Raw genomic sequence first — 26,801 nt, 5'->3', positions numbered from 1 at the left:
ACTACTTGTCAGGTGCGGAGCGTAAATATCCTCTCACTCCCGATACACAATAAAGCCTGACCGAAAACAATTTAGTCGCCAGCCCCGCGATTCATTCCTTTGCAGGCTGACTGACGGGGTAAAATTTTCAATTCTAAAATCTAAAATCTAAAATCTAAAATCGAATGACTCCCGACAAAACCGGATTCAGTATTAGCGCGACCGCCATTCGCCGTCACATCGGCACCCTCATGCTGACACTTGCCATTATAGTCGTGGGCATTTTCTACATAACCCAACTGCCCGTTGACTTGCTGCCCTCCATCACCTATCCCCGCATCAGCGTGCGCTTAGACGCCCCCGGGGTCTCGCCAGAAGTGGCAGTTGACGAAATTACCCGCCCCCTCGAACAAGGACTTTCAGCAACAGAAGGAGTCACGCAAGTTTTTTCCCGCACCCGCGAAGGACAAGTCAGCGTCGATTTATTCTTCAGACCGGGCGGCGATATTGACCAGGCTCTTAATGACGCTACAGCCTCCGTCAACCGCATTCGCAACCGACTTCCCGATACGGTTGAATCGCCAAATCTGTTTAAATTTGACCCTTCTCAACAGCCGGTTTACGAATTTGCCCTGACTTCAGACTCGCGACAAGGAGTAGATTTGCGGGTATTTGCCGATGAAGAATTAGCCAGGGAAATAAACGTGATTCCCGGAGTCGCTTCCGTTGACATTTCCGGCGGCGTTCAAGAAGAAATTCAAGTTAATATAGACCTGAATCGGCTGCAAAGTTTAGGAGTGAATCTAAACGATGTTTTTAATGCTTTGCGCGATCGCAATTTAGACACTTCCGGCGGCCGGCTGCGGCAAGAATCTAACGAACCGCTGACGCGCACAATCGGCCGCTTTAAAACAGCTTCTGAACTCGCCAATCTTTCCTTTCAAGTATCCGGTTCCAACCCGCCAAAACGAGTTTACCTGCGCGATTTTGCCCAAGTCAAGGACGGCACGGAAGAACAGCGAGTCAAAGTTTTTCTCAATCAAAAACCTGCCGTTAAAATTAGCATTTTGAAACAGCCGGACGCCAACACAATTACTGTTGTAGACGGAGTGAAAAATCGCATCAAAGAAATGCAGGATTCCGGGTTAATTTCGGCGGACATGACTGTAGTTACTACCTTAGACGAATCCAGATTTATCCGCAATTCCTTAGCCGATGTGGCGAATGCGGGGGTTTCAGGGGCAGTGCTGGCTGCGATCGCAGTTTTGTTCTTTTTAGGTTCCCTGAGACAAACCCTGATTATCTCTCTGACTATTCCCCTGTGTACTCTAGCAGCCATTATTTTAATGCGGCTGTTCGGCTTGTCGCTGAACTTGTTTAGTTTAGGCGGTTTAGCGTTAGGAATTGGTCAGGCGATCGACACCAGCGTAGTTATTTTAGAAAATATTGTAGTCGGTCTAGACAGCAACCCTCATCTGAAAAAAGGCAGAATCAAAGATCGAAAAGAACGCACGATTGAAGAGTCTGTAGAGCGCAGTGAAGAAGTAGAATCAGCAATGATTGCCTCCACAGCGGCAAACTTAGTATCAGTGCTGCCATTTTTGCTGATCGGTGGCTTCTTTTCGCTCCTATTTAACGAATTGATTTTGACAATTAGCTTTGCAGTAGGAGCGTCTCTGCTAGTAGCTTTAACTGTAGTGCCGATGCTGACTTCTCGCTTGATGGGAATGTCTTATTCCAGCGGTATCAGTCAGTTCGGGCCAATAAAACATTTCAACCGCGGTTTTGAGAACGGTACGCGGGCCTACGGTTCAATGCTGTCAAAAGTGCTGGGTTTGCGGTTAATTATCATTGCCCTCGCTTTTGTAATTTTAGGCGGCGGCACTTGGGTAATGGCAGGTCAAATTCCCCAAGAAATTTTGCCGAGAGTTAATACAAGTCAAGCTCGGTTATTTGCTTTGTTTCCTCCGGGGACTAACTTGGAAACCAATCAAAAAGTGGTGGCTGCTGCCGATAAACTTCTGCTCGCACAGCCAGAAACAGCGTACACTTTAACGACAGCGGGAGGGCTGCTTTTCGGCAACAATACAGTTGAAAATTTGCTCAGGGGAAGCAGCACAATCACGCTAAAACCAGGTACGAATACCATCGCGTTTACCGAAAGAATGACTGAGGAATTAAAGAAAATTGACGTTCCGAAAGGAACTCGCCTGCGGTTAGTTCCAGAATCGATTAGGGGTTTAGTTTTAACTAATTCCCCAGTGCGAGGTGGCGAAATTGATGTGGTGGTTCAGGGGCCAACTGAAGAAGTATTGCAGGAAGCAGGGCGTCAGATATTAAAAGAATTAGATGAGAAGGTAAAATTAGCTCGGTTTCGCCCGGACGGAGACGCGCCGCAGTCAGAAGTGCAAATTCGTCCAGACTGGGAAAAGGCCGCTGTGTACGGGCTGACGGCCCAAGACATTGGGGAGACGATTCAGACAGCAATTGAAGGTGCTGTTCCGACTCAATTGCAGCGGGGAAACCGCTTGGTAGATGTGCGGGTGCAGTTCGATCGCACTTCTGTAAAATCTATTGCTCAACTCGGACAAATTCCCTTATCTGGTGGCAATAATAGCATCATCCGTTTAAGCGATGTGGCAAATATTACGATCGGCAAAGCACCAGGAGAAATTCAGCGTCTCAACCAGCGGCAAGTTTTCTTAGTTGTAGGAAACTTGAATCGGGGTGCAAGTCTCGGCGATGCTGTCCAGCAAGTCGATGCAGTTTTATCGGAAATGAAGTTACCGCCAGGAGTAAGGATTGTGCCAAGTTCGGCTGCTGAAACTAATCAGCAATTGCAAACTTCTCTAAAACTTTTGGGTGGATTGGCGACTTTTTTAGTGTTTGTAGCGATGGCGGTGCAGTACAATTCCCTGGTTGACCCGCTGGTGATTTTGCTGACAGTGCCGCTGGCATTAGCGGCGGGTATATTCGGGCTTTACATAACGAAAACTGCGATCGGTGCGACGGTGATGATCGGTGCAATTTTGCTAGTGGGAATTGTGGTGAATAACGGCATCATTATGATCGAGTTGGCGAACCAAATTCTGGAAGAGGAAAAGGTCGATCGCACAACAGCAATTCTCCGGGCGGCACCTCAGCGCTTGCGGCCGATTTTGATGACAACTATTACTACAGTTTTGGGTTTGTTTCCCCTAGCTTTGGGTATTGGAGAAGGTTCGGAGTTTCTGCAGCCGCTGGGTGTGGTGGTGTTTTCCGGTTTGTCGCTGGCGACGCTGCTGACGCTGTTTATTATTCCCTGTTTCTATATTTTGCTGCACGATTTCTTCGGGATGTTTGCAGCGAAGAAGAAGCCGCAGGCGGTGGCTATTCCTGTGCAGAAGGTGGGGAGAAAGACTCCGAATTTGTAATAATTTAGTGCCAGCAAATACGCGCTTTTCCCACAATCCGACAGGGAATGAATTCCCTGCCTCATAGCGAAAGTCGGTTAAAACCGACTGTAGATTTTGACGGGAAGTGCGATCGATTTTAGTCCTCTTTCAGAGGACTTTTGCTATGAGACAGGGAATTCATTCCCTGTCGGACTGTCGGATTTACCAACAATACTGGTACTGCATTTGATGTTAAGTTTACGCGCCGATAATTAGTCTGTAAGGTGCGTCAGTAAACAGTCTCTGACTCCCCAAAGCAATTCCAGACTGACGCACCCTACGAGAATTAGTGTGTTTGACATCTGAAGTGTTTATGCTACAATAATACTACACATTCCAACCAGGCAAAAAAAACTTAAACACAAATGCCCTACGAAAAATTAGACATATCAGCCCCAAAACCAGTATTATCTTGGGCAAATCACCCCCTGGACGAAAAAGAAACCAAGATGACCGCAAACGTAGCATCTTTGCCATTTGTATTCAAACACGTCGCACTAATGCCCGACGTACATTTAGGAAAAGGTGCTTTAGTCGGTTCAGTAATTGCCACAAAAGAAGCGATTATTCCGGCTGCGGTGGGCGTGGATATTGGTTGCTTTACTGATGATACAAAAATTCCTCTAGTTGATGGCAAATCTTATGCGATCGGGGAATTGGCCAGGAGTGAAAAAGAATTTCTTATCTACTCCTGTACAGCAACAGGCAGAATTGTTGCTGGTAAGGCTACAGCCAAATTAACCAGAAACAATGCCGAACTGGTTAAAGTGGTACTGGATAATGGAGAAGAAATCAAATGCACTCCCGATCATCAATTCATGTTGCGGAATGGTGAATACCGAGAAGCGGGCAATTTGACAACGGGAACGTCATTGATGCCTTTTTATTCCAAAATAGATCAGGATGGATATACCTTAGTGCAGCAAAACTATTCAGGTAGATGGCAAAAAGCTCATTGGATGATTGCTCGTTCTGGTGTGTTAGGAGACATACCATCTTTCCACAATCAGAGAACTGTGATTCATCACATAAACTTTGATACCGCCGATAATAGACCCGAAAATTTAGAATTCATGGGTAATAATGACCACTCTGCCTATCACCGCTCATTGGTTGATAGAAATACCCATTGGCAATCCCTGGAATTTGAACAGAAAAGAAAGCAAGCCCTAGCTGATAAAGCTCAAACCTCAGACGGACACAGGTATTACGCCGAACGCGGAACGAAAAATATCCTTAAGTATATGGAGAACAATCCCGCACACTTCAGAGAGTCAGTTGCAGGGAATGGCGAACGAGGAAAGCAGTATCTAATTAATTACAATCAGAGTGAAAAGGGTAAAGCAAAGAGTAAAGAACTTGCTAATCGGCTATACACTTGTGAGACTTGTGGAGATCAAATTAAAACCCCTATCGGACTTCACAACCACAGAAAAAATCAGCACGGCTACAACCACAAAGTAGTTGCTGTTATTCCTTTATTTGAAAAGGAAGATGTCTATTGCCTAACAGTTCCCGAATACGGCAACTTTGCGTTAACTGCGGGAGTATTTGTCCATAACTGCGGTATGATGGCGGTGAAAATGCCTTTCACAGCCAACAAATTAGAAGGCAAACTCAAACAAATTCGCCTCGATATCGAAGCCGCAATTCCCGTGGGATTTTCCGAAAACAAGGAAGTAGAAAAAACTGTCACCAACTGGCAAGGATGGGGCGAGTTTAAGGAACTTCATCAAGGTGTGCAGCACCAAAACAATAAAGCCTTAAAACAAATGGGTTCCCTCGGTGGCGGTAATCATTTTATTGAGGTTTGCGTTGATACTGAAAACTTTGTTTGGCTGATGCTGCATTCCGGGTCTCGCGGCATTGGAAATTTGCTCGCACAGCAGCACATCGAGACTGCTAAAGATTTAGCTAAACTGGCAGAAATTAATCTGGCTGACAAAGATTTGGCTTATTTTGTAGCGGGTACGCGGGAGTTTGCTGCTTACTGGCACGATTTGCAGTGGGCGCAAGATTATGCTCGTTTTAATCGCGATGTGATGATGAATCGGTTTAAGCGAATTGTGGAAAAGCACGTCGCGGGAGGCAAATCTGTTAAGCCGTTATTAGAGGTGAATTGCCACCACAATTACGCGGAAAAAGAGGTGCATTTTGGCGAAGATGTGTATGTGACTCGCAAGGGTGCTGTGCGGGCGGATGTAGAGGATTACGGGATTATTCCGGGTTCGATGGGGGCGAAGTCTTTTATTGTTAAAGGGAAGGGAAATGCTGAAAGTTACTGTAGTTGCAGTCACGGTGCGGGGCGCTTGATGTCTCGCACTCAAGCTAAAAATGTATTCACTCTGGATGATTTTGTGCGGCAGACTGACGGGGTTGAGTGCCGCAAAGATGAGCAATTTTTAGATGAAATTCCGGGGGCTTATAAGTCTATTGATGAGGTGATGAGTCAGCAGTCGGATTTGGTGGAAGTTGTGGCGACGCTGAAGCAGGTGGTTTGCGTGAAGGGGTGACAGAAACTGGTTTATTTGTACTTCACTTATCTGAAAATTGCTTTATGGGAAGAGGGGGAAATCAAGTCGCTTTTGATTTCCCCCTCTTGACAAACGCTTTGTTTTCTGACCTTTTTCTCTAACACACCATGTGTCTCGACTCAATTTCTAGCAAGCGCAGCAGTGTTTCATCGCCCTTGGCTTTGGCTGCTTGCTTTCTACGATCGAGAATATTGCAAATATTCGCCTGGTGGACTTGCGCCACTTCCACAACTGTTGGGTAATAATCCACCGTCGCTGAGGTGCGAGCTGCTGCGACATCCCGATCGCCAGCTTGACCATCACGCTTTTTGGTATAGTTTGGGCCGCCGTATTTTTTGGGGTTGGGAATGTGTCTCGGATACCGATAGTTCCAGTTTTGCCCCCGGTATTTGCCCGCGACTTCGCCTTCGACCATATCAACTGTCGGAATGTCGTACTCGTAGTTTGAACCGCGATAAGTGAGTTTCATATTTTTTGATCCTTATATTTATGGAGATAAAAAGGGCAGTCAGGTCAGGGTTGGTTTTATGGGCTAAAACTTTTTTAGTTTCTGTATTCAATTATACTGTTTTTTGAGATGAATCCGTTTGGTTTACAAAAATTAATATTTTGAGGGGGGAGACGGCAAGAAAAAACCCGCCGGAGCGGGTTTAATCGAGTTTTTGACTAATTCGAGCAGCACCCGGAGCGAAACTGCTTCGGTTCGGAAGAACTAGCCAACTGTCACCTGATCGGTTTGCACGCCTGCGGCACCTTCTTCAGCAGAGGCGATCGCCACCAACTTGTCGAGAATTTCCTGACTGGGAACTTGACCTTTGAGAACAACCGTGCCGCTGAGCTGAGCCACATAAACAGTCTCGATATCAGCAACTTCTGGATCGCTGTCAAAAGCTAAAGCAACGCGCTTCGCGAGGCCGCTTTCGTCAAAATTTCCGTCTGGGCCGACTTTAGCAGGAGCGATGGATTGCGCTTGGGCTGCTTGCTGTACTACTTGTGCCATCGGTTCAGCCTGGGGTGCAGGCTTTTCGAGTCCGAACAGTCTTTTAAACCAACCCATAGTATTTGAGTCTCCTGAAAATACACTTTTTCCAAGATAGCTCTAGAATTCCAAAAGACTGGTAATTGTTGCAAAACTCAGCGAAATTTATCAAAATGTTTTCCGGTAGACTTTCACAATCTCAAATTTCCCCTGATATCTAGATGTTGATTTTGCTATTTTATGTATATGACGATCGCGACACCTTGGATTGCAGACCAGTAGTCGAAATAGTTCCCACTTTTACCTTGAAAAAACTTCACAGCGCGCCGGAATACATTCCCGGTTTGTTTAATTACTGGGGACATCTCGTGCTGGTCATCGAACTGTGTTCACTGATACAGGCGACGCTAAACCCGCGCTTAATTGGGGGTAGCCCTGCACATACGCTGTCAATCTAATTCTTAACTTTTGATATAATATTGTTCTGCTTCTGACCAATTGAGTTTAAGCAACCAATCATCTCCCCATGTCAGCTTGAGACTCGGCTTAATTGCTGTCACGCCTAAAGCGCTAATAATCTGCGCTGCTACAACTTTCGCCAATCGCGGTGGTACAGAATTTCCTACTTGGCGAAAACCGTGCCATTTTGTGACATGAAATCTAAACCAGTCAGGATAGGAATGCAGCCGCGCAGCTTCTCTGACTGTAATGCACCGAGGGGTGCTCGGGTGAATCGGCCTCGGCGAAGTATAAGCCCCCCTGGCCCGGTCGGTTCCAGCCCTGAGAGTGTTGCAAACTCCCTGGGGGTGAAGCTTATAAAAACGGCTGATCGGCTCTTTTTCGCCGTGTTTGGCCGCATGAAACCTTTCTATACATTCCTGAGAATGTTTAGTTCGCAAACTACAAGAGAGGATTTGTCGATCGTACTCGCGATCGTAGGAATAATCATCATCCAAACCATCGATTCCGCGCATTATACTCGCATAAGTGCTGCACTTTCCGTACTCCGCCATTACCCAATCTCGGTGCAGTAACTCGCTGTACTTTTCCACCTCCGGCAAATCTCCAATCGCATCCCAAACTGTAGGGACAGCAGGTAAATTAACTTTTTTATAGCGTTTAGGAATTTTAACTTTCGGGAGTATCGTCGTTGGCTGAGGGTATTTTGGCAGCTCATAATCTTTTTTGCACCCAATCAGAAACAAGCGTTTGCGAGCTTGCGGCACTCCGTAGTTAACGGCGTTGAGAACTTGATAGTTTTCTTCTACTTTATAGCCGGCTTCCAGAAAAGAGGTAATTAAAATATTCAGGAGTTCTTTGTGTTTTCCTGATGCAATTCCCGGCACATTTTCCATTACGAAAAACTTGGGTTTTAGCTCCAAAACTAAGCGTTTAAAGTGAAAAATTAGAGAATTTCGGGGGTCGTCCACATCGCGCTTGCCCATCATCGAGAATCCTTGACAGGGCGAACCGCTGATTACTACGTCTATCTCGCGCCGCCCGATCGCCGATTTTTTCCTAATTTCCGAACCCGTAAGCTGTGCGACATCTTTGCACAGAATAGAACACAGCGGGAAATTAAACTGGTGTGTGGCGCAGTGAATTGGGTCAATTTCGACTGAGGCAAGTACATCAAAACCTGCTTGTTCAAAGCCCAGGGTCATGCCGCCCGCGCCTGCAAATAAATCAACAGCGATCGGTCGCTTTTTCCGATTGCTTGGCATAACATTTCAATAACAAAGTTGCTTTAAGAGAAATTAAGGAAATCAACCGCGTTTCTGGTAATAAATCTGGGGTTTGTCAAGGAGGCATCCACAAATAAACCGCGTTTATACATAACCTTTCAATACCACAATTGCTTTAAAAAGCTGTATTTAATTTGACATTTTTCATTATTTCCGCAGCGGCGCGATCGCACACACCCACATCTCCGAGACTTTCCCGCATTTCCCGATAACCGGCCAAAGTTTGCTGGCGTCGATCGGCATTTTGCAGCAATTCCAGTGCGTGATTCACTATATTTTCCGCAGTCGCCTCGTCTTGCAGCAACTCAGGGACGATCGGCTTCATTTGCACCAAATTGGGCGGAGACATAAAAGGAATCGAAAATTTCAGCACGTGGCGAGCAATAATCGCCGTAATCGGACTGACGCGGTAGGCGACAACTTGCGGAACGTCGAGCAAAGCTAGCTCCAGATTAACAGTACCAGATTTAGCGATCGCCAGATCGGCAGCGGCTAATATTTCCAGAGTTTGATTTTCTAACAAAGTAGCCCGCAAACCGTAATTCTCGATCGCCTGTTCAATTTTGCTGCGGAAAGCTTTGTTAGCAAGCGGAATCCAAAAATGAACTTCCGGCAATTTAGCTTGAATAATTTGAGCTGCCTCAAATATAACCGGCATCAGGTACTTGAGTTCTTGGTGTCTGGAAGCGGGAATTAGGGCGATCGACACCTGTTCCGGCCCAATTCCCAAAGTTTTGCGGGCAACTTCCCGGCTGGGCGCAGATTGCATTCTATCCACCAAAGGATGGCCAACCCAACTCACTTCGGCTCCTTTTTTTTGATAATAACAAGCTTCTTCGGGGAAAATTGCCAAAAGTTGGTCGCAAATATTGACAATCAGCTCAGTATTGCGAGGAGAAATCGACCAAACCCATTCTTGAGGTGCGATGTACCATACCACCGGCAAATCAGGCAAATAGCGGCGGATATAGCTGCCTATACCGAGATTTGGAGTCAAATAATCAATCAATACAACAGCATCGGGGCGGAAGTTTTTGAGATATTGTTTAGCTTTTTGCTGAACTTTAATCGTGGGCCAAATATACGGAACTGATTCTATAATGCCCATAGAACCAATGCCCACAGTATCGCCTAAAATAGTAGCACCCGCTTCCGCCATACGAGGGCCACCCAATGCGGTTATTTCTAGATCAAAACCAGCCGCGACAGCGTGACGTTTTAAGGCTGCAACTAACAAAGCTCCTTGCAAATCGCCCGAAACCTCACCAGTGCTGATAAAAATTTTCATATTCTGACTTTATACAGGTGAGATGTTTGCTAATAACTCGGTAACAGCATCATATTGATCGGGCATATTAGCACAGCGTAGCAGTAATTCTAAGTCCAGAGCGGGAAGGAATGTACTCCGGGTCATCTCCTGATAATTTTCACCTGTTAAGTAATAGAGAGATAACTGACTATTTTGCCAAAACCAGACTTCCCGAACACCCAATCTTTTGTAGAATTCTAGAGTATTTATCCCGCCACTGGTAATTACCACTTCAATAGCAATATCTGGGACTATTTTTTGGGTTCCTATATCATAGGAATCATCCGGCTCTTTTCTACCGCCTAATTCTCTGTTACCTAGAGTCGGGCCGCCCTTGCCGTAAAATCGAATCCCGTTTGCTCTCATATATGCCTCTAGGAGCATACAGAGAGTTTTCTTGATTATTTCGTGTTCGGGCGAGACAGTCATAATTTGCAGTAGTCGATCGAGATAGAAAAATTTTACACCTCTGACATCTTTAAAAGCTGCTTCTATCGCTTCAAATTGCTCCCAACTAACATCTGATAACCTGATGCAGCCATCTTGTTCTGTTTCAGGGGATGTTGATTTGACTGAAGTATATACATTCATAGGGCAACAGTCGCTTAGTTCATAGGTTTATTCTACCTCATTCACTTCTTGCCAGGAATCAAACCGCGCCGGCCTTTGGTTATAGACTGCTGCACAAATCTCCGCAGGTGCTGCAAGTGGGCGTTTTCTGGCAACAAATCCAACTGTTCCAAAGCTTGATTGAGAGTGTAGCCAGAATGGTATAAAATACGAAAAGTTTTCTTCAAAACTAGCAAATCTTCTGCGGTAAAACCAGCGCGTTCGAGGCCTATTTTGTTGATGGCTCGCACTCTCGAAGGATTCCCCTCGACTAGCATATAAGGAGGTACGTCTCGATCGATCCTGCTCAAGCCACCCACCATAGACAAGCGGCCGATGTGGACAAACTGGTGAACGCCCAAAACACCGCTCAATCGGGCTTGAGACTCGATTTTAACGTGTCCGGCTAAGGCTACAGCATTGGCGATAATTACTCGATCGGCGATCGCGCAATTGTGTCCCACATGAACATAAGCCATCAATAGATTATGATTGCCAATAGTCGTGCTTTCCCCGGCTCCAGTAGCGCGGTTAATTGTCACGTATTCCCGAATCAGATTGTTGTCGCCAATTTTCACCCTAGTCAGAGAACCCTCATATTTCAAATCTTGAGGTTCCAAACCTATCGCTGCACCGGGGAAAATTTGATTGCGAGCACCTATTTCTGTTAGCCCGTCGATAATTGCATGAGCGCCAATCTTAGTCTCCGGCCCGATTTTCACTCTTTCCCCAATTACAGCATAAGCTCCCACTTCTACAGTCGGGTGAAGTTCAGCACCGGGATGAATCACAGCAGTTGGGTGAATCAAAGTAAGCATTTGTCAGTTTTTTTTGCTGGTAAGTGGGAAGGAAGTTTGGCAACGCGCAGTGTAAGGGATTAAACGGATTAAACGGATGAATGTTGAAGGAAGACGGAAGGAAGAGGGAAGAAGGAAGAGGGAAGAAGGCATTTTTTTAATTTTAAGATTGCTTCGTTCCGAGGAACGCTTGGCGGTTTTAATTTAAATTCAAAACTCACAACTCAAAACTACCCGCAAGCCCTCACCAATTCCCAAATTTAATCTACCATCGAAAACGTCAATTCTCCTTCACAAACTTTTTGTCCGTCTACTTCAGCCAGAGCCTGCATTTTTGCGAAGCGACGGCGTTTTACCCACAGCAATTCTACAGTCATCAGCAACTGATCGCCCGGTACAACCTGACGACGGAACTTGACTTGATCAATGCCGGTAAACATCCACAATCCTTGCTTGATGTCGGGCAACTGAGCCAGAACAATACCGCCAACTTGAGCCATCGCTTCGACAATTAATACCCCAGGCATAATCGGCCGTCCGGGAAAATGCCCTTGAAAATGCGGTTCGTTGAAAGTCACATTTTTAATTCCTACAGCCTTCTCGGACGGCACGTAATCAACAATCTTGTCAACCAGTGCAAAAGGATAGCGATGAGGCAATAATTTCTGAACTTCTTCGAGAGTAAAAGTAGATTTAACCGCTGGAGAATCTTCACCGTTTTTGGTGGGGACGGATTCAGAATTAGCAGTATTGAGGGTGTTAACTTCAGTCAGCGTAGACATTTCTTGAAGACTTTTGAGTGTGGTATGGCAGAAGGCAGAAGTCAGAAGGAAGATGCAATCTTAACAGAAGATCACCTTGTTTTTTCCTAACTTTTATCTAGGGTAGCTAGAGCTTCCGATTTCAGGGCTTGGGCGAGTTGGACGTGCAGGTTGTGACTGGCTTTGTAAGCCAAGTAGTGAGCTTTTGGCCAAGTTCCGAGCAGACTGAGGTCGCCTGCTAGGTCTAGGATTTTATGGCGCACTGGTTCGTTTGCAAATCTCAAAGGCGGGTTGAGCCAGCCGGATCGATCGCAAACTAGGGCGTTCTCTAGGGTACCACCTTTGATCAAACCTGCTTGTCGCAATTGGTCAACTTGGCGAGCAAGTCCAAAAGTGCGGGCTGGGGCGATCGCCGTCGCAAAACTTTCTGCCTCTGGCGACCAACTGTACCATTGATTGCCGATCGCCTGTTCCTCAAAATCAATTCCGTAACTAAACCGAGTTTCGGCTGAGGGTAAAGCCGCTGCAAAAGCATCCCCGTGGCGCACCCAAATTGGCTGTTCTAGGACGCAGGAGGAAGTGGGGGCTTGCTTCGATTCTTGAGGAACTAAGCCGGTATGGGCGATCGCCTCTACCCAAACCAGAGCCGAACCGTCCAGCAGCGGCACTTCCGGCCCATCAACCTCTATTCGAGCATTATCCGCTCCCATCCCCGCCAAAGCGGCTAATAGATGCTCTACAGTGCGAATTTGAGCATCGATACCTGCCAGTTCAGTTGAAAGTGCAGTCTGAGAAACCGCCTCAACTTTTGCAGGAATTCTCGGAGCACCAGGCAAGTCAACTCTGACAAAATAGCGGCCTTCCCCAACCTCTGCAGGCAAAACTCGGACGCGAGTTTGTTCGCCGCTGTGCAAACCAATTCCCGACAGTTCAAATTCAGATTTTAGGGTGTGAATAGTCATTAGTCATTAGTCATTAGTCATTAGTTAGTAGTCATTAGTCATTAGTCATTAGTCATTAGTCATTAGTTAGTAGTCAGTAGTTAGTAGTCAAATGTCAACTGTCAAGCCAACTGTCAACTGTCAACTGCCAACTGCCAACTGTCAACTGCCAACTGCCAACTGTCAACTGCCAACTGTCAACTGCCAACTGCCAACTGCCAACTGCCAACTTAGAATCGCTCACCAATTCCAAAGTGAACTTGATTGTCGCCAGTGTCGTTGATACCGTAATCGATCCGGATCGGCCCTAAAGGAGATTGAATCCGCACGCCGAGGCCATAACCGTAACCGCTACCGGGCTTTCCACGGATACCTGCAGGGTCGCCTGGGACATCTTCGCCCGTGCCCAAGTCAGTGCCAGCATCCAAAAATAGCGCTCCGCCGAGAAAGGAAATAATCGGAAAACGGTACTCAACGCTGGCTTCTAGGAAGCTGCGGCCGGCTCCGAGGTCGCCTTCGTCGTATCCGCGCACCGAGTTGGCGCCGCCCAAGGCAAAGGCTTCGTAGGGAGGCAAATCTCCGAATACGGTGCCGCCCCTAAAACTGAATGCCAGGGTTTGAGGGCCGGCGGTAAAGTTAGTGTACTTGACTGGTAGGTACAAGCTGTAGCTGGCCCGCAGGCGGTTTAAGAGGATGCTGCCGGAACCTACAGGAATCGATTGTTCCATCCCAAATCTGAGCAGGGAACCGCTAGTGGGGCGGAGGGGGTCGTTGCGTCGATCGCGTACCACACCTGCTTGCAAAGTTGTCAAGTCATCCGAACCCGAATCGCTAAAACTTAACAGGTTGCCGAGTTCGTCCTCGGATTCGCGCCTGCCTTTGCGATCGGTAATTGAGACTCGCTGGTACTGCAAGCCGACTGAAGCAGTCCACTCAGGATCGGCAAAAGGATTGCGCGACAGGGGACGGGTGAAATTGATGCCGGCCCCGGTGCGATTGATGCGGGGTCGATCCTCGTTGGGCAATCTGACTTCCCGTTCGCCACCGTCAAAAATCACGCTGATCGATCGTCTTCTAAACGCATTAATCGTATAAGAAGTCCGGTAAGGATCGCCCGCAATCCAGGGATCTGTAAAACTCACGTCAAACAGATTTTGGCGTTCCCCGATTTGCACCTCAGCGCCCAACTTCTGGTTCCTACCGCCCAAGTTTTGCTGCTGGTAACTCACCGTACCGAACAAACCCGTCGCGGAACTCAAACCCGCACCCGCTGCTAGAGAACCGGTATTTTTCTCAATGACGTTGACAATTACCCTTGCCTTGCGGGGGTCAGTCGTTCCCGGTTCCAAGGCAAGTCGCACGTCTTCAAAAATTCCCAAACCAAACACCCGTCTCAAATCTCTTTCCGCCTTGGTGCGGTTAAAGATGTCTCCGGGCTTGAGTTCTACTTCGCGGGTGATGACAAACTGACGGGTGTTGCCTCCGATCGGCTGACCCGTGGCATCTGTTGCCTCTCCCTCCTTGTTCAGGAAGCGGACATCAACGGATTCGATCTGGCCTTCTGCCACTACCAGGGTGACAGTGCCGTCGTCTGCTACTTGCGGGGCATCAGTGATTTGCCCCAAAACATAGCCGTTCTCTTGATACCACGCATTAATTTTTTTCACTCCCTCTTCAAAGCGGCGGAGGTTGAGAATTTTGCCGTATTGATCGCGGAAGCTTTCGTCAATTACGCTTTGGGGCAGCACTTGCTGACCGGTGATTGTCACTCCCCGCAATACCGGATTTGGCTGCACAATAAAAGTCACCCGGACGCCCAACGGGGTGTCTTCCGGCACTGCCCGCACGTTTCTGAAAAAGCCTGTGGCAAAAATGGCGTTGATGTCTTGTTGCAGTTGGCTGCGGTTGGTCGTGCGTCCCGGTTGGGTGCTGATGACTCGGTAAATTTCGCTTTCCAAGTCTTCCGTCGCCCCGGTGACTGTAACTTCTGCAACTAGCACTTGCGGTTCGGCCGCCCCGGCGGGTGCAGGGGTTTGTCTGGGCTGCGGTGCTGGGCCAGGGGGCAATGGGGGAACGGTGTCGGTGGGCGGTCTGGTCGGGGCCGGTCTGGTCGGGGCCGGTCTGGGGGTAACTTGGGCGTTTTGATCGATCGTCCCTGATTCCTCTGGTTTCCCTAGCTCTGCTGCGATCCAGGCGGGCGTTACATCCGCTTCCGATGGGGGGAGCGAGCTGTCCTGTTGCGCCTCTGGCAGGGCGTTTTGGCTGCTAGAGGCGGGGGAGGGGTTGGATGCTAACTGGGGTTGGAGTTGAAGGAGCGGAGGTGAAACCGGGGAGGGCGGGTCTGTGACTAGGTTTGGGGGCTCCTCGCCTTGTCCTCTGTCAGGGGCCGTAGCTATTGTTAGGGCTTCCCCTTTGCCGGTTTTAGCGGCTTTGCGGTTTTGAGGAGGGTTTTGGGTTAATTCTGGAATGGGGCGATCGGGTAATTCGATCGACGGGGCGGGCCGGGCGGCAGCCAAAGCTTCCTCTGCAGATTCAGAGTAGGATGTTTGGCCGTTTGCAGAATTTGATAACCCGAATGTTGCTGAGGCAGTAAAAACTGCCACCAATACAGCAGATAAACGCATTTTTGTTCACTTTTTTGGGCAATTCACACACCACATTAGTCATTATTCATTAGTCATTAGTCATTAGTTATATAAGTCGGTGGAATTTCGCGCTGACCGCTAATTGATGACTGTTGACCGCTGAGCTGACATCAAAGGCACAAGGGTGACAAACTGTGCAATTGTAGCGCATTGTTAAAGCCTCTAGACTTTCTGAGCTAGAACCCGTTGGAGAACTTGCTGGTAAGCGGTTTCCACCGATCCCAAGTCCCGGCGGAATCGGTCTTTGTCCATAACACGGGCGTCGGGGTCGGTTTCTGCGTTGTCCCAGAGGCGGCAGGTGTCGGGACTGATTTCGTCGGCGAGGAGCAGATTTTGATGTTGGTCGATACCGAATTCTAGTTTGAAGTCTACTAGGGTGATGCCGCACTCGGTGAAAAATTCTTTGAGTATTTCGTTAATTTCGCGGGCGGCTATTTCTAGTTGGTCTACTTGTTCGGGGGTGGCTAGCTGCATTAACTGGAGCCGGTCGCGGGTCAGCAGCGGGTCTCCCAAATCGTCGTTTTTGTAATAAAACTCCACCAGCGGGGGATTGACTATTGTGCCGAGGGCGAGCCCGGTCTGCTTGCAAAGACTGCCGGCGGCAATGTTTCTGACTACGACTTCCAAGGGCAAGATTTGGACGCGACAGACTCGCATTTGGTTGGGGGCCGGCGTGTCGATGAAGTGGGTGGGAATGCCTTTGGCTTCTAGCATCCGAAACAGGTGGGCGGATACGGCGCAGTTGATTTCGCCTTTGCCGACGATGCTGCCACGTTTCTGGGCGTTAAAGGCTGTGGCGTCGTCTTTGAAGTGGGTCAGCAAAATTTCGCTGTCTTCGGTGGAGTAGAGGATTTTGGCTTTGCCTTCGTAGAGTTTGCGATCGGCTGACATGGCGATTAATAATGAATGTAGATGAGTTTTAGATTTTACCGTAGCTCGATCGGGTGTTATTGGCGAGTTTTTGGATCTCGGCTGTGCCGCTCATTCTCTGACCAAGAATTTCTTGATGGTACAAGCCCCCAGATTTATCCGTGGAATCAATCCAAAATCTAAAATCTAAAATCCTCAAGCCCCCGCATTTATCCGTGGGGTCGCCTCCAAAATCTAAAATCTAAAATCTAAAATCGAATGAGGGGCGAGTACCCCTGGCAGTAGATACCGTCATCGGCCTCGGCATAAATGATTCTTGACAAAGGACAATAGAGATTAAACCTGCTGGGTTCGCGATCCGTGCTGGCTAAACCTCCCCAACGAGACTGGCGCTTAAAAAACATCTATAAAATGGCTGATTTATGCAAGACAAAAAAATTCATATCCTCTTGGTAGAAGATGATGAGGTTGATGTGATGAACGTCCGGCGAGCTTTCAAAAAAAATAACATCGTCAACCCCCTCTACATTGCTGCCAATGGATTAGAAGCTCTGGCTATATTACGTGGAGAAGGAAAAATAGACCCTCCAATGCCTCAAGCGCGCCGGTTGATTTTGCTGGACTTGAATATGCCGAGAATGAGCGGGATCGAGTTTTTGCAAGAATTGCGACTGGATGAATGTTTGAGGTCAATTCCGGTAATCGTCCTCACAACTTCTAATGAAGATAGAGATAAAGTAAAAGCTTATAATTTGAATGTAGCGGGCTATATTCTTAAACCGGTGACTTTTTCTAACTTCGTGGAAGTGATGGCTACCCTCAACAGATACTGGATGCTGAGCGAAATTCCCTAAACCAGGGAAAATTTAATAAAAAATTTTTCAAGGCGGGTTTGTGATTTTTCAGCGATGCAGTTGTTTTAATTCCGTTTTCTCGACAGCAGCTTTTTCGGAGTAATCCACAATTCGGTTTTTATGGACAAAATTCTCACAATTCTGATAGTTGATGACGATGCAGTCGATCGAATGGCGATCAAACGATCGCTCAAGTCCGCTGGTGTTTTGGTAGAAGTTACTGAAGCAGAAGACTGCGCGGATGCGCTGGCCCAACTCTCGGTCAGCAAAACTTCTATGCAGGCTACCGCGAAACTCTCCAAACAAAATAAATCTCAACCTTTAAGTGAGGTTGAGGAGAGAGAAAATGGGCTGCTATTAAATCAAATATTTGAGTGCAAATTTGACTGCGTATTGCTCGACTACGGATTGCCCGACGGAGACGGTCTGAGTTTGGTAAAAAATCTACGAGAAGCGGGGCTGAAAGTTCCCTTAATTGTGCTCACAGGTCAAGGCGACGAACAAATTGCTGTGGAATTGATGAAGGCTGGAGCTTCTGATTATATTGCTAAAAATAAGCTTTCTCCCGATAGTTTGTCTCGCAGCTTGTACAATGCCATGCGCGTTTACCGCGCCGAATCCAAGGCGTTTGATGCCAGTCAAAAACTTAAGGAAAGTGAGGAACGGTACAGGTTAGTTTTAGAGGGAGTGAACGACGGAATTTGGGATTGGGATTTAAGTAAAAATGAGGTTTATTGGAACGATCGCCTTTTGGAAATTATCGGTTTGTCGCGAAAGCAATTTGGCAGGACTATGGAAGCTCTATACAACCGCCTGCACCCCGATGACAAGGAGGGAATCGTCGCGGCGATCGCCGCTCACTTGGAACAAGAAATAGACTATAATGTAGAATTCCGGCTGCTACACTCGAACGGTCTTTACCGCTACTGCACTTCTCAGGGAAAAGCTCAGCGGAATTCCCAAGGAAAACCGCTGCGGATGGCCGGCATGATTAGCGACATTACCCAGCGCAAACAGGCGGAAGATGCTCTGGAAAGGGAACGGCTGCAACTGAGACAAATTATTACTTGCGTGCCTGTAGCAATGGCGATGTTCGATACACAAATGCGCTATATGGCTAATTCTAAAAAATGGATTAGTCAATTTGATTTGGAGTTGCCGTCCCTGAATAATCTCAGCCATTACGAATTGTTTCCAGATACCCCCAATCGCTGGAAAGTAATGTATCAAGAAGTGCTCAAAGGCAAGGTAGTTTCTGTGAGCGAAGATGCCTGGGAACGATCGGACGGATCTGTTCTGTACCTGCGGTGGGCTGCTCACCCTTGGTACGATCCAGACGAGAAAGTCGGGGGAATTGTGATGGTTGCCGACAAGATTAATGAGTTGGTGGAAGCGCGGGAAACTGCCTTAGAAGCGAGCCGGGTGAAGTCGCAATTCTTGGCGAACATGAGTCACGAAATTCGCACTCCGATGAATGGGGTTTTGGCAATGGCTCAATTGCTGCTGCGCGCTCCTCTGGAACAGAAACAGCGAGACTGTGCTCACACGATTTACCGCAGTGCTGAACATTTGCTGACTGTTATTAATGATATCCTCGATTTCTCTAAGATTGAAGCTGGAGAAATGCGACTGGAAAAGTCTAATTTTGATTTGGATAGTTGCGTTGAGTCGGTGATAGAAATTATAGCGCATTTGGCCGAAGAAAAAGGTATTGAATTGAATATTTTAGTTGATAGCTCAGTGCCGAGGAAGTTGGTGGGCGACTCGGGGAGATTGAAGCAAGTTTTGCTGAATTTGACCGGTAATGCCATAAAATTTACCGATCGCGGTCAAGTTCTAGTTCACGTAACTGTGAAACAGGGCAACCGACAGGCAGACGGTAGACAAGAAGCAAGATTGCTATTTTCCGTGCGGGATACTGGCATTGGAATTTCGGCCGAAGGGCAAACAAAGCTGTTCCAATCTTTTTCTCAGGTAGACGATTCTCCTACTAGGCCTTACGGCGGAACGGGTTTGGGTTTGGCTATTTGTAAGCAGTTAGTGGAGATGATGGGAGGCGATATTGGAGTTCGCAGTGTGCTAGGCAGCGGTGCTACTTTTTGGTTTACTGTACCTTTGGAAAAACAGTTGCCAGTTGAGCCTCACGATCCCGAACTTGCGGGCAAGAAGCTGTTAGTGGTATCGGAAAGCGCTTTGAGGAGGGCAGCGGTGCGATCGCTCGCTCAAAGTTGGGGTGCCCGCTGCGATGAGGCAGAAACTGCTACTGAGGCTTTGACTTGGTTGAAAAATGCCCAGAGCGGGATTTCTCAGAATTCGGGAGAGGGGGGAAAAAGCTGGGATGTGGTGCTTGTGGACTTGCAAATGCCGCAGTTGGATGCGGAGGAATTTGCTAGGAAAGTGCGATCGACCTCGACAGTTGGCTCGTTAATCGCCATGACTGCTTTGCGGGAACAGCCCAAAGCTGAATCGCTTTGCAGTCAGGGTTTTAACGGATATTTGATCGAGCCCGTGCGGCCAAGCCGCCTGCTTGAGACAATGCTTGCGTCGGTTAAGGGAACGGGAGAGTTTGGGAGGCGGGAGGCTGCTAATACTTGCAAATTGCCAGCAGTTAATTCTCAATATGTTACTCCCAATTCGCCGTCATCCCTGAGAATTTTGCTGGCGGAAGACCACCCGATCAATCAACAAGTTATTGTCGAACAGTTGGCCGTTTTAGGCTATCAGGCTGACTGCGTGGTCAACGGTCAAGAAGCGCTGGATTTGCTGGCTAAAAAAAGCTATGATTTAGTGCTGATGGACTGTCAAATGCCGGTACTTGACGGTTACAAAGCGGCGCAAAAGTTGAGGGAAATCGAAGGAAGCGATCGGCATACTTTTGTGATGGCTTTAACTGCTCATGCTATGCCGGGGGAACGAGAAAAGTGTCTGGCGGCGGGGATGGACGATTATCTCAGCAAACCTGTAGATTTAGATGCTTTGGCGGCGGCTCTGAAAAAGTATGAAGCCCTAAATGTTCAGGGTGAAAATAAGTATGGAGTAAAAAGTATTCACTCGGAAAATAAATCTCACTTAGCAACAAATTATACAGAACTTGTGGAAAAAGCGCAGGTTGTGGCTCTGCCGACACCAAGGGCGATCGCACTTCAAACTTGGGAACATAGAGACTACGACGGACTGTTCGACAAGAGCAGATTGGAGCAACTCGGACGAGTTAATATTAAATTACCAGAGCGACTTTTGCAAGCTTTTGTGGCAGACGCCCAAGCTGATATGGCTGCTGCCAAACTAGCTCTAGAAGCTAAAGATTGGCAAGCTGTGGAATATCAAGCCCACCGTCTCAAGGGAACTTCGGCTAATGTGGGAGTTGCTCTGATGTCGGATTTGGCCGCACAATTGGAGCATCAAGCGCGAGGCTTTCAATCTGAACCACCAGAGAGGGAATTGTTAAATATTGAGAGGATTGAGAACATATTAGTGAGTTTGTCCAGTCATTTAGCCCGGGTTCAAGAATTTGTGGAAACTCGAATGTTTGGTTAATATCTTACTCGCTCAGAGTCGAGATTAGTCGGCGATTAAAATCGCCATTACCAAAACGAAGTCCCTCTCTAAGAGACTAAGAAATAAAGCGATACGGTACGGAGGGTGCATCCTACATATAAAAATTATAATAGGGAAATTTAGTTGGTTTCTTTCTTCACTCCGTGTCCTCTGCGTTCTCTGCGGTTAATTTAAAAAATAATTAAGTTAGCTATGAATTACGATCCCAGTACAAACACTATTTTAGATAGCGATTCATTAGAAAATGATGAAAAACGGCTCACGCCTTTGATGACATTTGCTAGAGAACTTTTATTGTATGAAAACGAGGCTATTGCTGAGCAAAATTCTGTAAATGCTGTGTCGTACCTACCCGACGAAAGCAATAATTTTTGTGTTGAGAATTTGGTTGCAAAAGTCGCTCGGTGCTGTCGGGAAAGCAAGGTTGGGAAAAAATTACCTACGGCTTTTTACGTTCACGTTTCGGCTTTGCAAGCACTCAACCCAGTCATCGGAATCTACGAAAATTGTGCCAGACGCACTCTCGAAAATATTGATGAAGCAAATTTAGTTAAATTTTCACTCCATCAACCTAAAATATCTTATCTTTTTTACCCGGATTTCGATACAGATGCTCATCCTGCTTTGCAAACCAGCATCCAAATTAATCTAGCAACAGGGGAAGTGAAATATTTCGATTACAGCAACAGCGAAAACCCCCCGGTTTTGCACCGCAAGGAAACTTTTGTAGCTGCGGATTATCCCAATTACGAAAAGTTTTCTCGACTCACTCGCTGCGAGGAAAAGTGGGGGCTGCTTGACAATACTAGCGTTATCGGCACTCGCGAGGGTTGGCTCAAATATTTGGGATATTGCCGTGTAGAAATCCAAGATCATACTGTTGTCGAGCGTTTGAAAGAGGAGAATAGTGAGCTATCAATTCCTAAGATCGAGCGACACAAAGCTGCAATGGTACGCAATTCGCTTTCTAAACCTCTGCGTCTGGTTTTAGAAGCTGATTTAGCGAGGGACGGCGCGACTTTTTTTGATTACGGTTGCGGTTTCGGCGGGGATGTTAAATATATTGCACAAGAGGGTTATGCTATTTCTGGTTGGGACCCCTACTATCAGCCGGATACTCCGCGAATTTGTGCTGATATTGTGAATATTGGTTATGTGATTAATGTGATTGAATCTTTGGCGGAACGACGAGAAGCTTTGCTGAATGCTTGGGAATTAACTAAGAATTTATTAGTGGTAGCGGCTCAGGTTTTGATTGACGATCGCCAACAAGGTCAAATTGCTTACGGGGATGGGGTGATTACTTCTCGGAATACTTTTCAGAAGTATTACGAACAAGAAGAGTTGAAGGTTTATATCGACCAAGTTTTGAGTGTAGATGCAATTCCTGTGGCTTTGGGGATTTATTTTGTATTTCGGGATGCTGCGGAGGGTGAAAGTTTTCGTGCTTCTCGGTTTCGATCGCACTTATCGACTCCCAGGGTGCGATCGCAAGTTAAGCGGTTTGAGGATTATGCGGAAATGTTGGCTCCTTTGATGGCTTTTGTGAGCGATCGAGGCCGCCTTCCTGTTAAAGGCGAACTAGCGGAAGAATCGGCGATTAAGGAGGAATTTCACAGTTTTAATCGCGCTTGGAGGGTGATTTTGCAAGCAACGGATGCGGATGATTGGGAGAAAATCGCCGACAAGCGCCGCCAAGATTTGCTGGTGTATCTGGCTCTGAACGGTTTGGGCGATCGACCTTCAATGCGCCGACTCCCGGCTCAAATCCGCAACGACATCAAAGGTTTGTTTGACAATTATCAAAAAGCTTGCACTTTGGCAGATTTAATGCTATATAGTCTGAGCAAACCTGATATTGTGGCGGATTGCTGCGAAGATAGTGCGATCGGCTACAAACAGCATGGTTCCCTTTCAGTTCATGTCTCTGCATTAGAAGAACTAGACCCTTTACTCCGGCTCTACGAAGGCTGCGCCAACCGCACAATTGGCAGACTTGACGGCGCGACAATCATCAAATTTTACGCTCGCAAACCTCAGATTTCCTATTTATTTTATCCCGATTTTGACACAAACCCGCATCCAGCCCTTCACACTTCTATGCACATAGATTTGCGCGATCTTTCTGTGAGCTATCAAGACTATTCTGATGTGTATAATCCACCAATTTTAGTGAGAAAAGAAGCTTTTGTTACTGCGAGTTATCCCCATTATGACAAGTTTGCGAAACTCACCCGCCAAGAAGAAAAGTTAGGTATTCTCGATCGTGGCGCAGTTAAGAAACATCGGGAATGGATGAAGTGTTTGGAGGAAAATTGCGTTAAAATTAAGGCTCATAAGTTGTTTTGGCGATCGAATGCTGACCCAGAAAAATTGAAAATCCTGCAAAAAGCTGCCTCGGAACGTCAGCAGAAAAAGATTGAGGTTAATGTAGGAAAGAGTGAAGGAACCACAGAGGACACAGAGAGCACAGAGGATGGGAAAGAAGAGGGAGAGGAATAGTTATGGAAGCAGATTATGATTTTAGGGGGACTTAAACAATTTTTAAGCCCAAACCAATATAATTATAGTTAAGGCAACGATTGAGGAAAAGTGGTAATCATGGTAGTCCGTCAACCCCGCTATAGCAAAGAAGAGTTTGCTCAACGTGGCGATCGCATTTACCAAACTCAAATAGGCTCACAAATCGAATCTGAGAATCAAGGTAAAATTGTAGCGATCGACATTGAAACTGGAGACTTTGAAGTTGATGCGAGTGAAATAGCTGCTTGCGATCGCCTTGAATCTCGTCACCCAAATGCTCAAATCTGGATTGTTCGCGTTGGGTATCGTCACGTTCGCCGATTCGGTGGACGAACCAAGATATCTGTATGATCTCAGGAATCGTTAATGCTGATTTTGAACCGATTATCTCGCTTTCAATATGTGACTCTGATGGGAAAGTTTACACACATGAGGCGATCGTAGACACGGGCTTTAATGGTTGGCTTTCATTACCTTCCGACAAAGCATTAGGCTTCTTGCTACAATGTTTTGATACAGTTCAAGTCAGGTAGAATATGTCCATAATGAGCGCCCCAGCAAAATTCCAAGCAACCTCTCCTCCTTTCCGTTGGGATGAAGCGGGAGGTATCCGTATAGGTTCGAGTCGAGTCACCCTAGATAGCATACTTGCTTCATACCACAATGGCTCCACTCCCGAAGAAATCGCTATTCAGTATTCAGTTGTTCGCTTAGAAGACATATACAGTACCATTGCTTACTATCTAAACCATCGTCAGGAAATTGACAGTTATTTGGAACAGCGCAGCCAACAATCTCAGCAACTGAGACAAGAACTTTCTCGACAACACAACTTAGTTGATCTGAGACAACGTTTGCTTACTCGTTATCAGTCAAAAGGGGAGTCGATACCAAGTGCGCCTTCTAACTGATGAAAATTTTAATGGAGCCATATTGCGTGGGCTGGTGAGACGTTTGCCTGAATTAGATATTGTTCGTGTCCAAGATGTAGGGCTGATTCACACTGACGATCCAGATATTTTAGAATGGGCGGCTAATGAAGGACGCATCTTACTTACCCATGATGTGGCCACTATTACGATGTATGCCTACGAGCGAGTCAATCAAGGACTACCTATGCTGGGAGTTATTGAGGTTATTGCAACAGCACCCATTGGTAAGATCATTGATGATTTAGAACTATTTATTTGTTGCAGTCAGCCTGATGAATATGAAGGTCGAATTCTTTTCATCCCTTTCCCTATACTGTGATTTGGCTAGATAGTCGGTGGAATCTACTGTATGTGGTTCACATTGAGCGTGAAGAAAATGTCATTCGGATTATTTCAGCACGTAAAGCAACTCGTCAGGAGAGGGCAGAGTATGAAGGTTGAAGCATTAAAACAGCGATTAAACCGCAACCGTCCAATGACTAGCGTGACGATTCGTATGCCCGAAGATGTTGTGGAAGATCTAAAGAAAGTTGCACCATTGTTGGGTTTTTCGGGTTATCAGCCATTAATTCGTGCTTATATCGGTCAAGGTTGGCGCGTTGATTTAGAACGATTTGAGAGCGAGACAGTAACAGCCTTAGTAGCAAGTTTGAAGCGCCGAGGTGTCAGCGATGCAGTGATTGATGAGGCATTAAACGAAGTCCTTCGTGCTGAGTCCCGTTAATTGTGTCTAGCCAGCAGCATCTCATATCAAATCCGTTGACATCGGAATAATTCATCTCTCTCTTCTGGAGACTCTGTGCCATCTGCGCCCTCTGCGGTTAAATCATTCCGGTACAATCGGAATTGATACCATTACAAAAGTCATTGTCTCATAAACGCAGACGCAACCATCCTACTTTTGACAAAGCAGTTCGCCTTGGACAAGAATGGCGTAAGTCTGCTGAATAGCTCAATACCTGCACGCGGGCCAAAAACCCGGTTTCTGCGTGAATATCTCAAGGGATAATCCACGATTTTTCCTAGAAACCGGGTTTTTTAGGTTGATAGTGCGTAAGTCCTGTTAAGCAAACTTAATCTTCAAATAATCATCCTCCATCTTCGCCCCCGAAGGTTGCAGCGCCGCTAAAGCTTGCGGCAACACCAAATTACGGCGGTGATTCCCAATCCGAACATTCAACTCATCTCCCGTTTTGGTCAACTGGATCTGATCCTTAGCAATTCCGGGCAAATACAGTTCAAGACTATATTGATTGTTTTCCTGCACGATCTTAATCGTATTTTCTTTGTAATAAACTTGACTTGGATCTTCGTCTTTGTAAAGCGTTTCTTTCAACCGTTCCAAAGCTGGCAAACCGCACATTTCTTCAGAATAAAGTGGCACTTCCTTAACTGGCAGCGGCATGAAATCTGAGTGTATTTCCTGACGGTACTGCTCCTGGCTTTCTTTCCACCGTTTAAAAAATGGGTCAGTTACTTCGGCGGGAATAATCCGGTTAGCTACTACTAAATCAGTGGCTACATTGTACAAACTCAAATAGGCATGAGCCCGCAGAGACTCTTTAATTACCATTTTTTCTGGATTGGTAACTAACCTTACCGAAGTGACAGTATTGTCAGTTAAAACCTTTTCCAAAGCTTCGATTTGTTCGTAAAATTCGTAAGGTGCATCCATCACCTCTTTGTCTGGTAAAGAAAAACCCGCAATTGGTCTAAAAATAGGTTCAACTAAAGGTCTAAGGGCAGCAGATATACCTTGCAGCGGCTTGTAAAATTTTCTCATGTACCAGCCGCCAACTTCCGGCAAACTTAGCAGTCTCAATGCTGTTCCCGTCGGAGCAGAATCGATAATTAAAACATCAAATTCGCCTTCGTCGTAATGCCGCTTCATTCGCACTAAACCGAAGATTTCATCCATTCCTGGCAAGATGGCTAATTCTTCAGCTTGCACCCCTTCGAGTCCCTGCGCTCGCAAGACTTGAGTAATGTAGCGCTTAACTGCTCCCCAATTGCCTTCTAATTCCCTGAGAGCGTCTAATTCTGCTCCCCACAAATTCGGTTTCACCAGCCGCGAATCGTGTCCGAGTTCCATGTCGAAGCTGTCGGCTAAGGAGTGAGCGGGATCTGTGCTCAGCACTAGGGTTTTGTATCCCAATTCGGCACACCGCAGCCCAGTAGCAGCGGCTACGGAGGTTTTGCCGACGCCACCTTTTCCAGTCATTAATATTAAGCGCATTGATTGTTTAGCTCGCCTGAAAGTAGTTTACTCCTATATTGTAACGTTATGTAACAGAGATTAATTTTGTGGGGAAATTAATTTGGGCGATCGCC

General features: G+C 46.7%; 24 protein-coding genes. 12 read left to right on the top strand and 12 right to left on the bottom strand.

What is annotated here, in order from left to right:
- The first annotated feature begins 164 nt into the window (after window positions 1–164).
- Window positions 165–3,392: an efflux RND transporter permease subunit gene (locus tag QUB06_RS12640; protein WP_333435541.1), complete on the top strand. Its 3,228-nt coding sequence runs from the start codon at window positions 165–167 to the stop codon at window positions 3,390–3,392.
- A 386-nt stretch (window positions 3,393–3,778) separates the two neighbouring features.
- Window positions 3,779–5,926, top strand: coding sequence for an RtcB family protein (locus tag QUB06_RS12635; RefSeq protein WP_333435540.1), 2,148 nt, complete (start codon window positions 3,779–3,781; stop codon window positions 5,924–5,926).
- A gap of 118 nt (window positions 5,927–6,044) precedes the next feature.
- Here QUB06_RS12635 and QUB06_RS12630 read toward each other — a convergent pair whose 3' ends face one another.
- Both QUB06_RS12630 and QUB06_RS12625 read right to left on the bottom strand, forming a co-directional pair.
- Window positions 6,045–6,416: a DUF4278 domain-containing protein gene (locus QUB06_RS12630; RefSeq protein ID WP_333435539.1), complete on the bottom strand. Its 372-nt coding sequence runs from the start codon at window positions 6,414–6,416 to the stop codon at window positions 6,045–6,047.
- 243 nt (window positions 6,417–6,659) lie between these two features.
- Window positions 6,660–7,004, bottom strand: a complete 345-nt coding sequence (locus QUB06_RS12625) for a BON domain-containing protein (RefSeq protein ID WP_333142062.1) — start codon at window positions 7,002–7,004, stop codon at window positions 6,660–6,662.
- A gap of 143 nt (window positions 7,005–7,147) precedes the next feature.
- On the opposite strand from QUB06_RS12625, the gene QUB06_RS12620 reads away from it, so the two are divergent.
- Window positions 7,148–7,384: a hypothetical protein gene (locus QUB06_RS12620; protein ID WP_333435538.1), complete on the top strand. Its 237-nt coding sequence runs from the start codon at window positions 7,148–7,150 to the stop codon at window positions 7,382–7,384.
- Window positions 7,385–7,387: 3 nt separating this feature from the next.
- Here QUB06_RS12620 and QUB06_RS12615 read toward each other — a convergent pair whose 3' ends face one another.
- The 9 genes from QUB06_RS12615 to purC form a co-directional block, all read right to left on the bottom strand.
- On the bottom strand, window positions 7,388–8,650 hold the full coding sequence (locus tag QUB06_RS12615; protein ID WP_333435537.1) for a DNA cytosine methyltransferase: 1,263 nt from the start codon (window positions 8,648–8,650) through the stop codon (window positions 7,388–7,390).
- Between the two features lie 136 nt (window positions 8,651–8,786).
- On the bottom strand, window positions 8,787–9,959 hold the full coding sequence (gene lpxB / locus QUB06_RS12610; RefSeq protein ID WP_333435536.1) for a lipid-A-disaccharide synthase: 1,173 nt from the start codon (window positions 9,957–9,959) through the stop codon (window positions 8,787–8,789).
- Between the two features lie 9 nt (window positions 9,960–9,968).
- Window positions 9,969–10,571, bottom strand: coding sequence for a Uma2 family endonuclease (locus QUB06_RS12605; RefSeq protein ID WP_333435535.1), 603 nt, complete (start codon window positions 10,569–10,571; stop codon window positions 9,969–9,971).
- A 41-nt stretch (window positions 10,572–10,612) separates the two neighbouring features.
- The gene (gene lpxA, locus QUB06_RS12600; protein WP_333435534.1) at window positions 10,613–11,407 is read right to left on the bottom strand and encodes an acyl-ACP--UDP-N-acetylglucosamine O-acyltransferase; all 795 of its coding nucleotides are present in this window, start codon (window positions 11,405–11,407) and stop codon (window positions 10,613–10,615) included.
- 239 nt (window positions 11,408–11,646) lie between these two features.
- Window positions 11,647–12,168, bottom strand: a complete 522-nt coding sequence (fabZ, locus tag QUB06_RS12595; protein ID WP_333041219.1) for a 3-hydroxyacyl-ACP dehydratase FabZ — start codon at window positions 12,166–12,168, stop codon at window positions 11,647–11,649.
- An 86-nt stretch (window positions 12,169–12,254) separates the two neighbouring features.
- On the bottom strand, window positions 12,255–13,109 hold the full coding sequence (lpxC, locus tag QUB06_RS12590) for a UDP-3-O-acyl-N-acetylglucosamine deacetylase (RefSeq protein WP_333435533.1): 855 nt from the start codon (window positions 13,107–13,109) through the stop codon (window positions 12,255–12,257).
- Window positions 13,110–13,203: 94 nt separating this feature from the next.
- A complete protein-coding gene (locus tag QUB06_RS12585) occupies window positions 13,204–13,332 on the bottom strand; it encodes a hypothetical protein (protein WP_333435532.1) in 129 nt (42 codons plus the stop codon).
- Complete coding sequence (locus tag QUB06_RS12580) at window positions 13,319–15,712, bottom strand: BamA/TamA family outer membrane protein (RefSeq protein ID WP_333435531.1); 2,394 nt, start codon at window positions 15,710–15,712, stop codon at window positions 13,319–13,321. Before QUB06_RS12580 ends, QUB06_RS12585 begins: the two co-directional genes overlap by 14 nt.
- Window positions 15,713–15,895: 183 nt before the next feature.
- Window positions 15,896–16,624 (bottom strand): phosphoribosylaminoimidazolesuccinocarboxamide synthase, encoded by a 729-nt coding sequence (purC, locus tag QUB06_RS12575; protein ID WP_333142053.1) that lies wholly within the window; start codon window positions 16,622–16,624, stop codon window positions 15,896–15,898.
- A 401-nt stretch (window positions 16,625–17,025) separates the two neighbouring features.
- On the opposite strand from purC, the gene QUB06_RS12570 reads away from it, so the two are divergent.
- The 9 genes from QUB06_RS12570 to QUB06_RS12535 all read left to right on the top strand — a co-directional run bounded on the left by QUB06_RS12570 (window position 17,026) and on the right by QUB06_RS12535 (window position 25,194).
- The gene (locus tag QUB06_RS12570; RefSeq protein ID WP_333076249.1) at window positions 17,026–17,457 is read left to right on the top strand and encodes a response regulator; all 432 of its coding nucleotides are present in this window, start codon (window positions 17,026–17,028) and stop codon (window positions 17,455–17,457) included.
- A 120-nt stretch (window positions 17,458–17,577) separates the two neighbouring features.
- The gene (locus tag QUB06_RS12565; protein ID WP_333435530.1) at window positions 17,578–20,994 is read left to right on the top strand and encodes a response regulator; all 3,417 of its coding nucleotides are present in this window, start codon (window positions 17,578–17,580) and stop codon (window positions 20,992–20,994) included.
- A 213-nt stretch (window positions 20,995–21,207) separates the two neighbouring features.
- Window positions 21,208–23,517, top strand: coding sequence for a DNA phosphorothioation-associated putative methyltransferase (locus QUB06_RS12560; protein WP_333435529.1), 2,310 nt, complete (start codon window positions 21,208–21,210; stop codon window positions 23,515–23,517).
- 99 nt (window positions 23,518–23,616) lie between these two features.
- A complete protein-coding gene (locus QUB06_RS12555) occupies window positions 23,617–23,889 on the top strand; it encodes a hypothetical protein (protein WP_333435528.1) in 273 nt (90 codons plus the stop codon).
- Window positions 23,886–24,071 (top strand): hypothetical protein, encoded by a 186-nt coding sequence (locus QUB06_RS12550; RefSeq protein WP_333435527.1) that lies wholly within the window; start codon window positions 23,886–23,888, stop codon window positions 24,069–24,071. Before QUB06_RS12555 ends, QUB06_RS12550 begins: the two co-directional genes overlap by 4 nt.
- A gap of 3 nt (window positions 24,072–24,074) precedes the next feature.
- Window positions 24,075–24,449, top strand: a complete 375-nt coding sequence (locus QUB06_RS12545) for a DUF433 domain-containing protein (protein WP_333435526.1) — start codon at window positions 24,075–24,077, stop codon at window positions 24,447–24,449.
- A complete protein-coding gene (locus QUB06_RS12540; RefSeq protein ID WP_333236367.1) occupies window positions 24,433–24,789 on the top strand; it encodes a DUF5615 family PIN-like protein in 357 nt (118 codons plus the stop codon). The genes QUB06_RS12545 and QUB06_RS12540 overlap by 17 nt, the downstream gene beginning before the upstream one ends.
- Window positions 24,786–24,911 carry a BrnT family toxin gene (locus QUB06_RS34690; RefSeq protein ID WP_445251377.1) on the top strand — a complete coding sequence of 42 codons (126 nt, stop codon included), beginning with the start codon at window positions 24,786–24,788 and terminating at the stop codon, window positions 24,909–24,911. The genes QUB06_RS12540 and QUB06_RS34690 overlap by 4 nt, the downstream gene beginning before the upstream one ends.
- Entirely contained in the window at window positions 24,901–25,194 is a 294-nt protein-coding gene (locus QUB06_RS12535) for a hypothetical protein (protein WP_333435525.1), read from the top strand. The genes QUB06_RS34690 and QUB06_RS12535 overlap by 11 nt, the downstream gene beginning before the upstream one ends.
- A gap of 339 nt (window positions 25,195–25,533) precedes the next feature.
- Here the strand turns inward: QUB06_RS12535 and QUB06_RS12530 are convergent, their stop codons facing one another.
- A complete protein-coding gene (locus tag QUB06_RS12530; protein WP_333053180.1) occupies window positions 25,534–26,706 on the bottom strand; it encodes a TRC40/GET3/ArsA family transport-energizing ATPase in 1,173 nt (390 codons plus the stop codon).
- Between the last annotated feature and the right edge of the window lie 95 nt (window positions 26,707–26,801).

Source organism: Microcoleus sp. D2_18a_D3, from assembly GCF_036702455.1.
Classification (GTDB): domain Bacteria; phylum Cyanobacteriota; class Cyanobacteriia; order Cyanobacteriales; family Microcoleaceae; genus Microcoleus.
The sequence above is the reverse complement of the archived record's forward strand: the minus strand, read 5'-3'. Positions and strand labels throughout refer to the sequence as shown.

What these genes read in the sequence shown, in the direction of transcription:
- QUB06_RS12640 (WP_333435541.1), top strand. Translation starts at nt 165, where the DNA reads ATGACTCCCGACAAAACCGGATTCAGTATTAGCGCGACCGCCATTCGC.
- QUB06_RS12635 (WP_333435540.1), top strand. Translation starts at nt 3,779, where the DNA reads ATGCCCTACGAAAAATTAGACATATCAGCCCCAAAACCAGTATTATCT.
- QUB06_RS12630 (WP_333435539.1), bottom strand. Translation starts at nt 6,416, where the DNA reads ATGAAACTCACTTATCGCGGTTCAAACTACGAGTACGACATTCCGACA.
- QUB06_RS12625 (WP_333142062.1), bottom strand. Translation starts at nt 7,004, where the DNA reads ATGGGTTGGTTTAAAAGACTGTTCGGACTCGAAAAGCCTGCACCCCAG.
- QUB06_RS12620 (WP_333435538.1), top strand. Translation starts at nt 7,148, where the DNA reads ATGTTGATTTTGCTATTTTATGTATATGACGATCGCGACACCTTGGAT.
- QUB06_RS12615 (WP_333435537.1), bottom strand. Translation starts at nt 8,650, where the DNA reads ATGCCAAGCAATCGGAAAAAGCGACCGATCGCTGTTGATTTATTTGCA.
- lpxB (WP_333435536.1), bottom strand. Translation starts at nt 9,959, where the DNA reads ATGAAAATTTTTATCAGCACTGGTGAGGTTTCGGGCGATTTGCAAGGA.
- QUB06_RS12605 (WP_333435535.1), bottom strand. Translation starts at nt 10,571, where the DNA reads ATGAATGTATATACTTCAGTCAAATCAACATCCCCTGAAACAGAACAA.
- lpxA (WP_333435534.1), bottom strand. Translation starts at nt 11,407, where the DNA reads ATGCTTACTTTGATTCACCCAACTGCTGTGATTCATCCCGGTGCTGAA.
- fabZ (WP_333041219.1), bottom strand. Translation starts at nt 12,168, where the DNA reads ATGTCTACGCTGACTGAAGTTAACACCCTCAATACTGCTAATTCTGAA.
- lpxC (WP_333435533.1), bottom strand. Translation starts at nt 13,109, where the DNA reads ATGACTATTCACACCCTAAAATCTGAATTTGAACTGTCGGGAATTGGT.
- QUB06_RS12580 (WP_333435531.1), bottom strand. Translation starts at nt 15,712, where the DNA reads ATGCGTTTATCTGCTGTATTGGTGGCAGTTTTTACTGCCTCAGCAACA.
- purC (WP_333142053.1), bottom strand. Translation starts at nt 16,624, where the DNA reads ATGTCAGCCGATCGCAAACTCTACGAAGGCAAAGCCAAAATCCTCTAC.
- QUB06_RS12570 (WP_333076249.1), top strand. Translation starts at nt 17,026, where the DNA reads ATGCAAGACAAAAAAATTCATATCCTCTTGGTAGAAGATGATGAGGTT.
- QUB06_RS12565 (WP_333435530.1), top strand. Translation starts at nt 17,578, where the DNA reads ATGGACAAAATTCTCACAATTCTGATAGTTGATGACGATGCAGTCGAT.
- QUB06_RS12560 (WP_333435529.1), top strand. Translation starts at nt 21,208, where the DNA reads ATGAATTACGATCCCAGTACAAACACTATTTTAGATAGCGATTCATTA.
- QUB06_RS12555 (WP_333435528.1), top strand. Translation starts at nt 23,617, where the DNA reads ATGGTAGTCCGTCAACCCCGCTATAGCAAAGAAGAGTTTGCTCAACGT.
- QUB06_RS12550 (WP_333435527.1), top strand. Translation starts at nt 23,886, where the DNA reads ATGATCTCAGGAATCGTTAATGCTGATTTTGAACCGATTATCTCGCTT.
- QUB06_RS12545 (WP_333435526.1), top strand. Translation starts at nt 24,075, where the DNA reads ATGTCCATAATGAGCGCCCCAGCAAAATTCCAAGCAACCTCTCCTCCT.
- QUB06_RS12535 (WP_333435525.1), top strand. Translation starts at nt 24,901, where the DNA reads ATGAAGGTTGAAGCATTAAAACAGCGATTAAACCGCAACCGTCCAATG.
- QUB06_RS12530 (WP_333053180.1), bottom strand. Translation starts at nt 26,706, where the DNA reads ATGCGCTTAATATTAATGACTGGAAAAGGTGGCGTCGGCAAAACCTCC.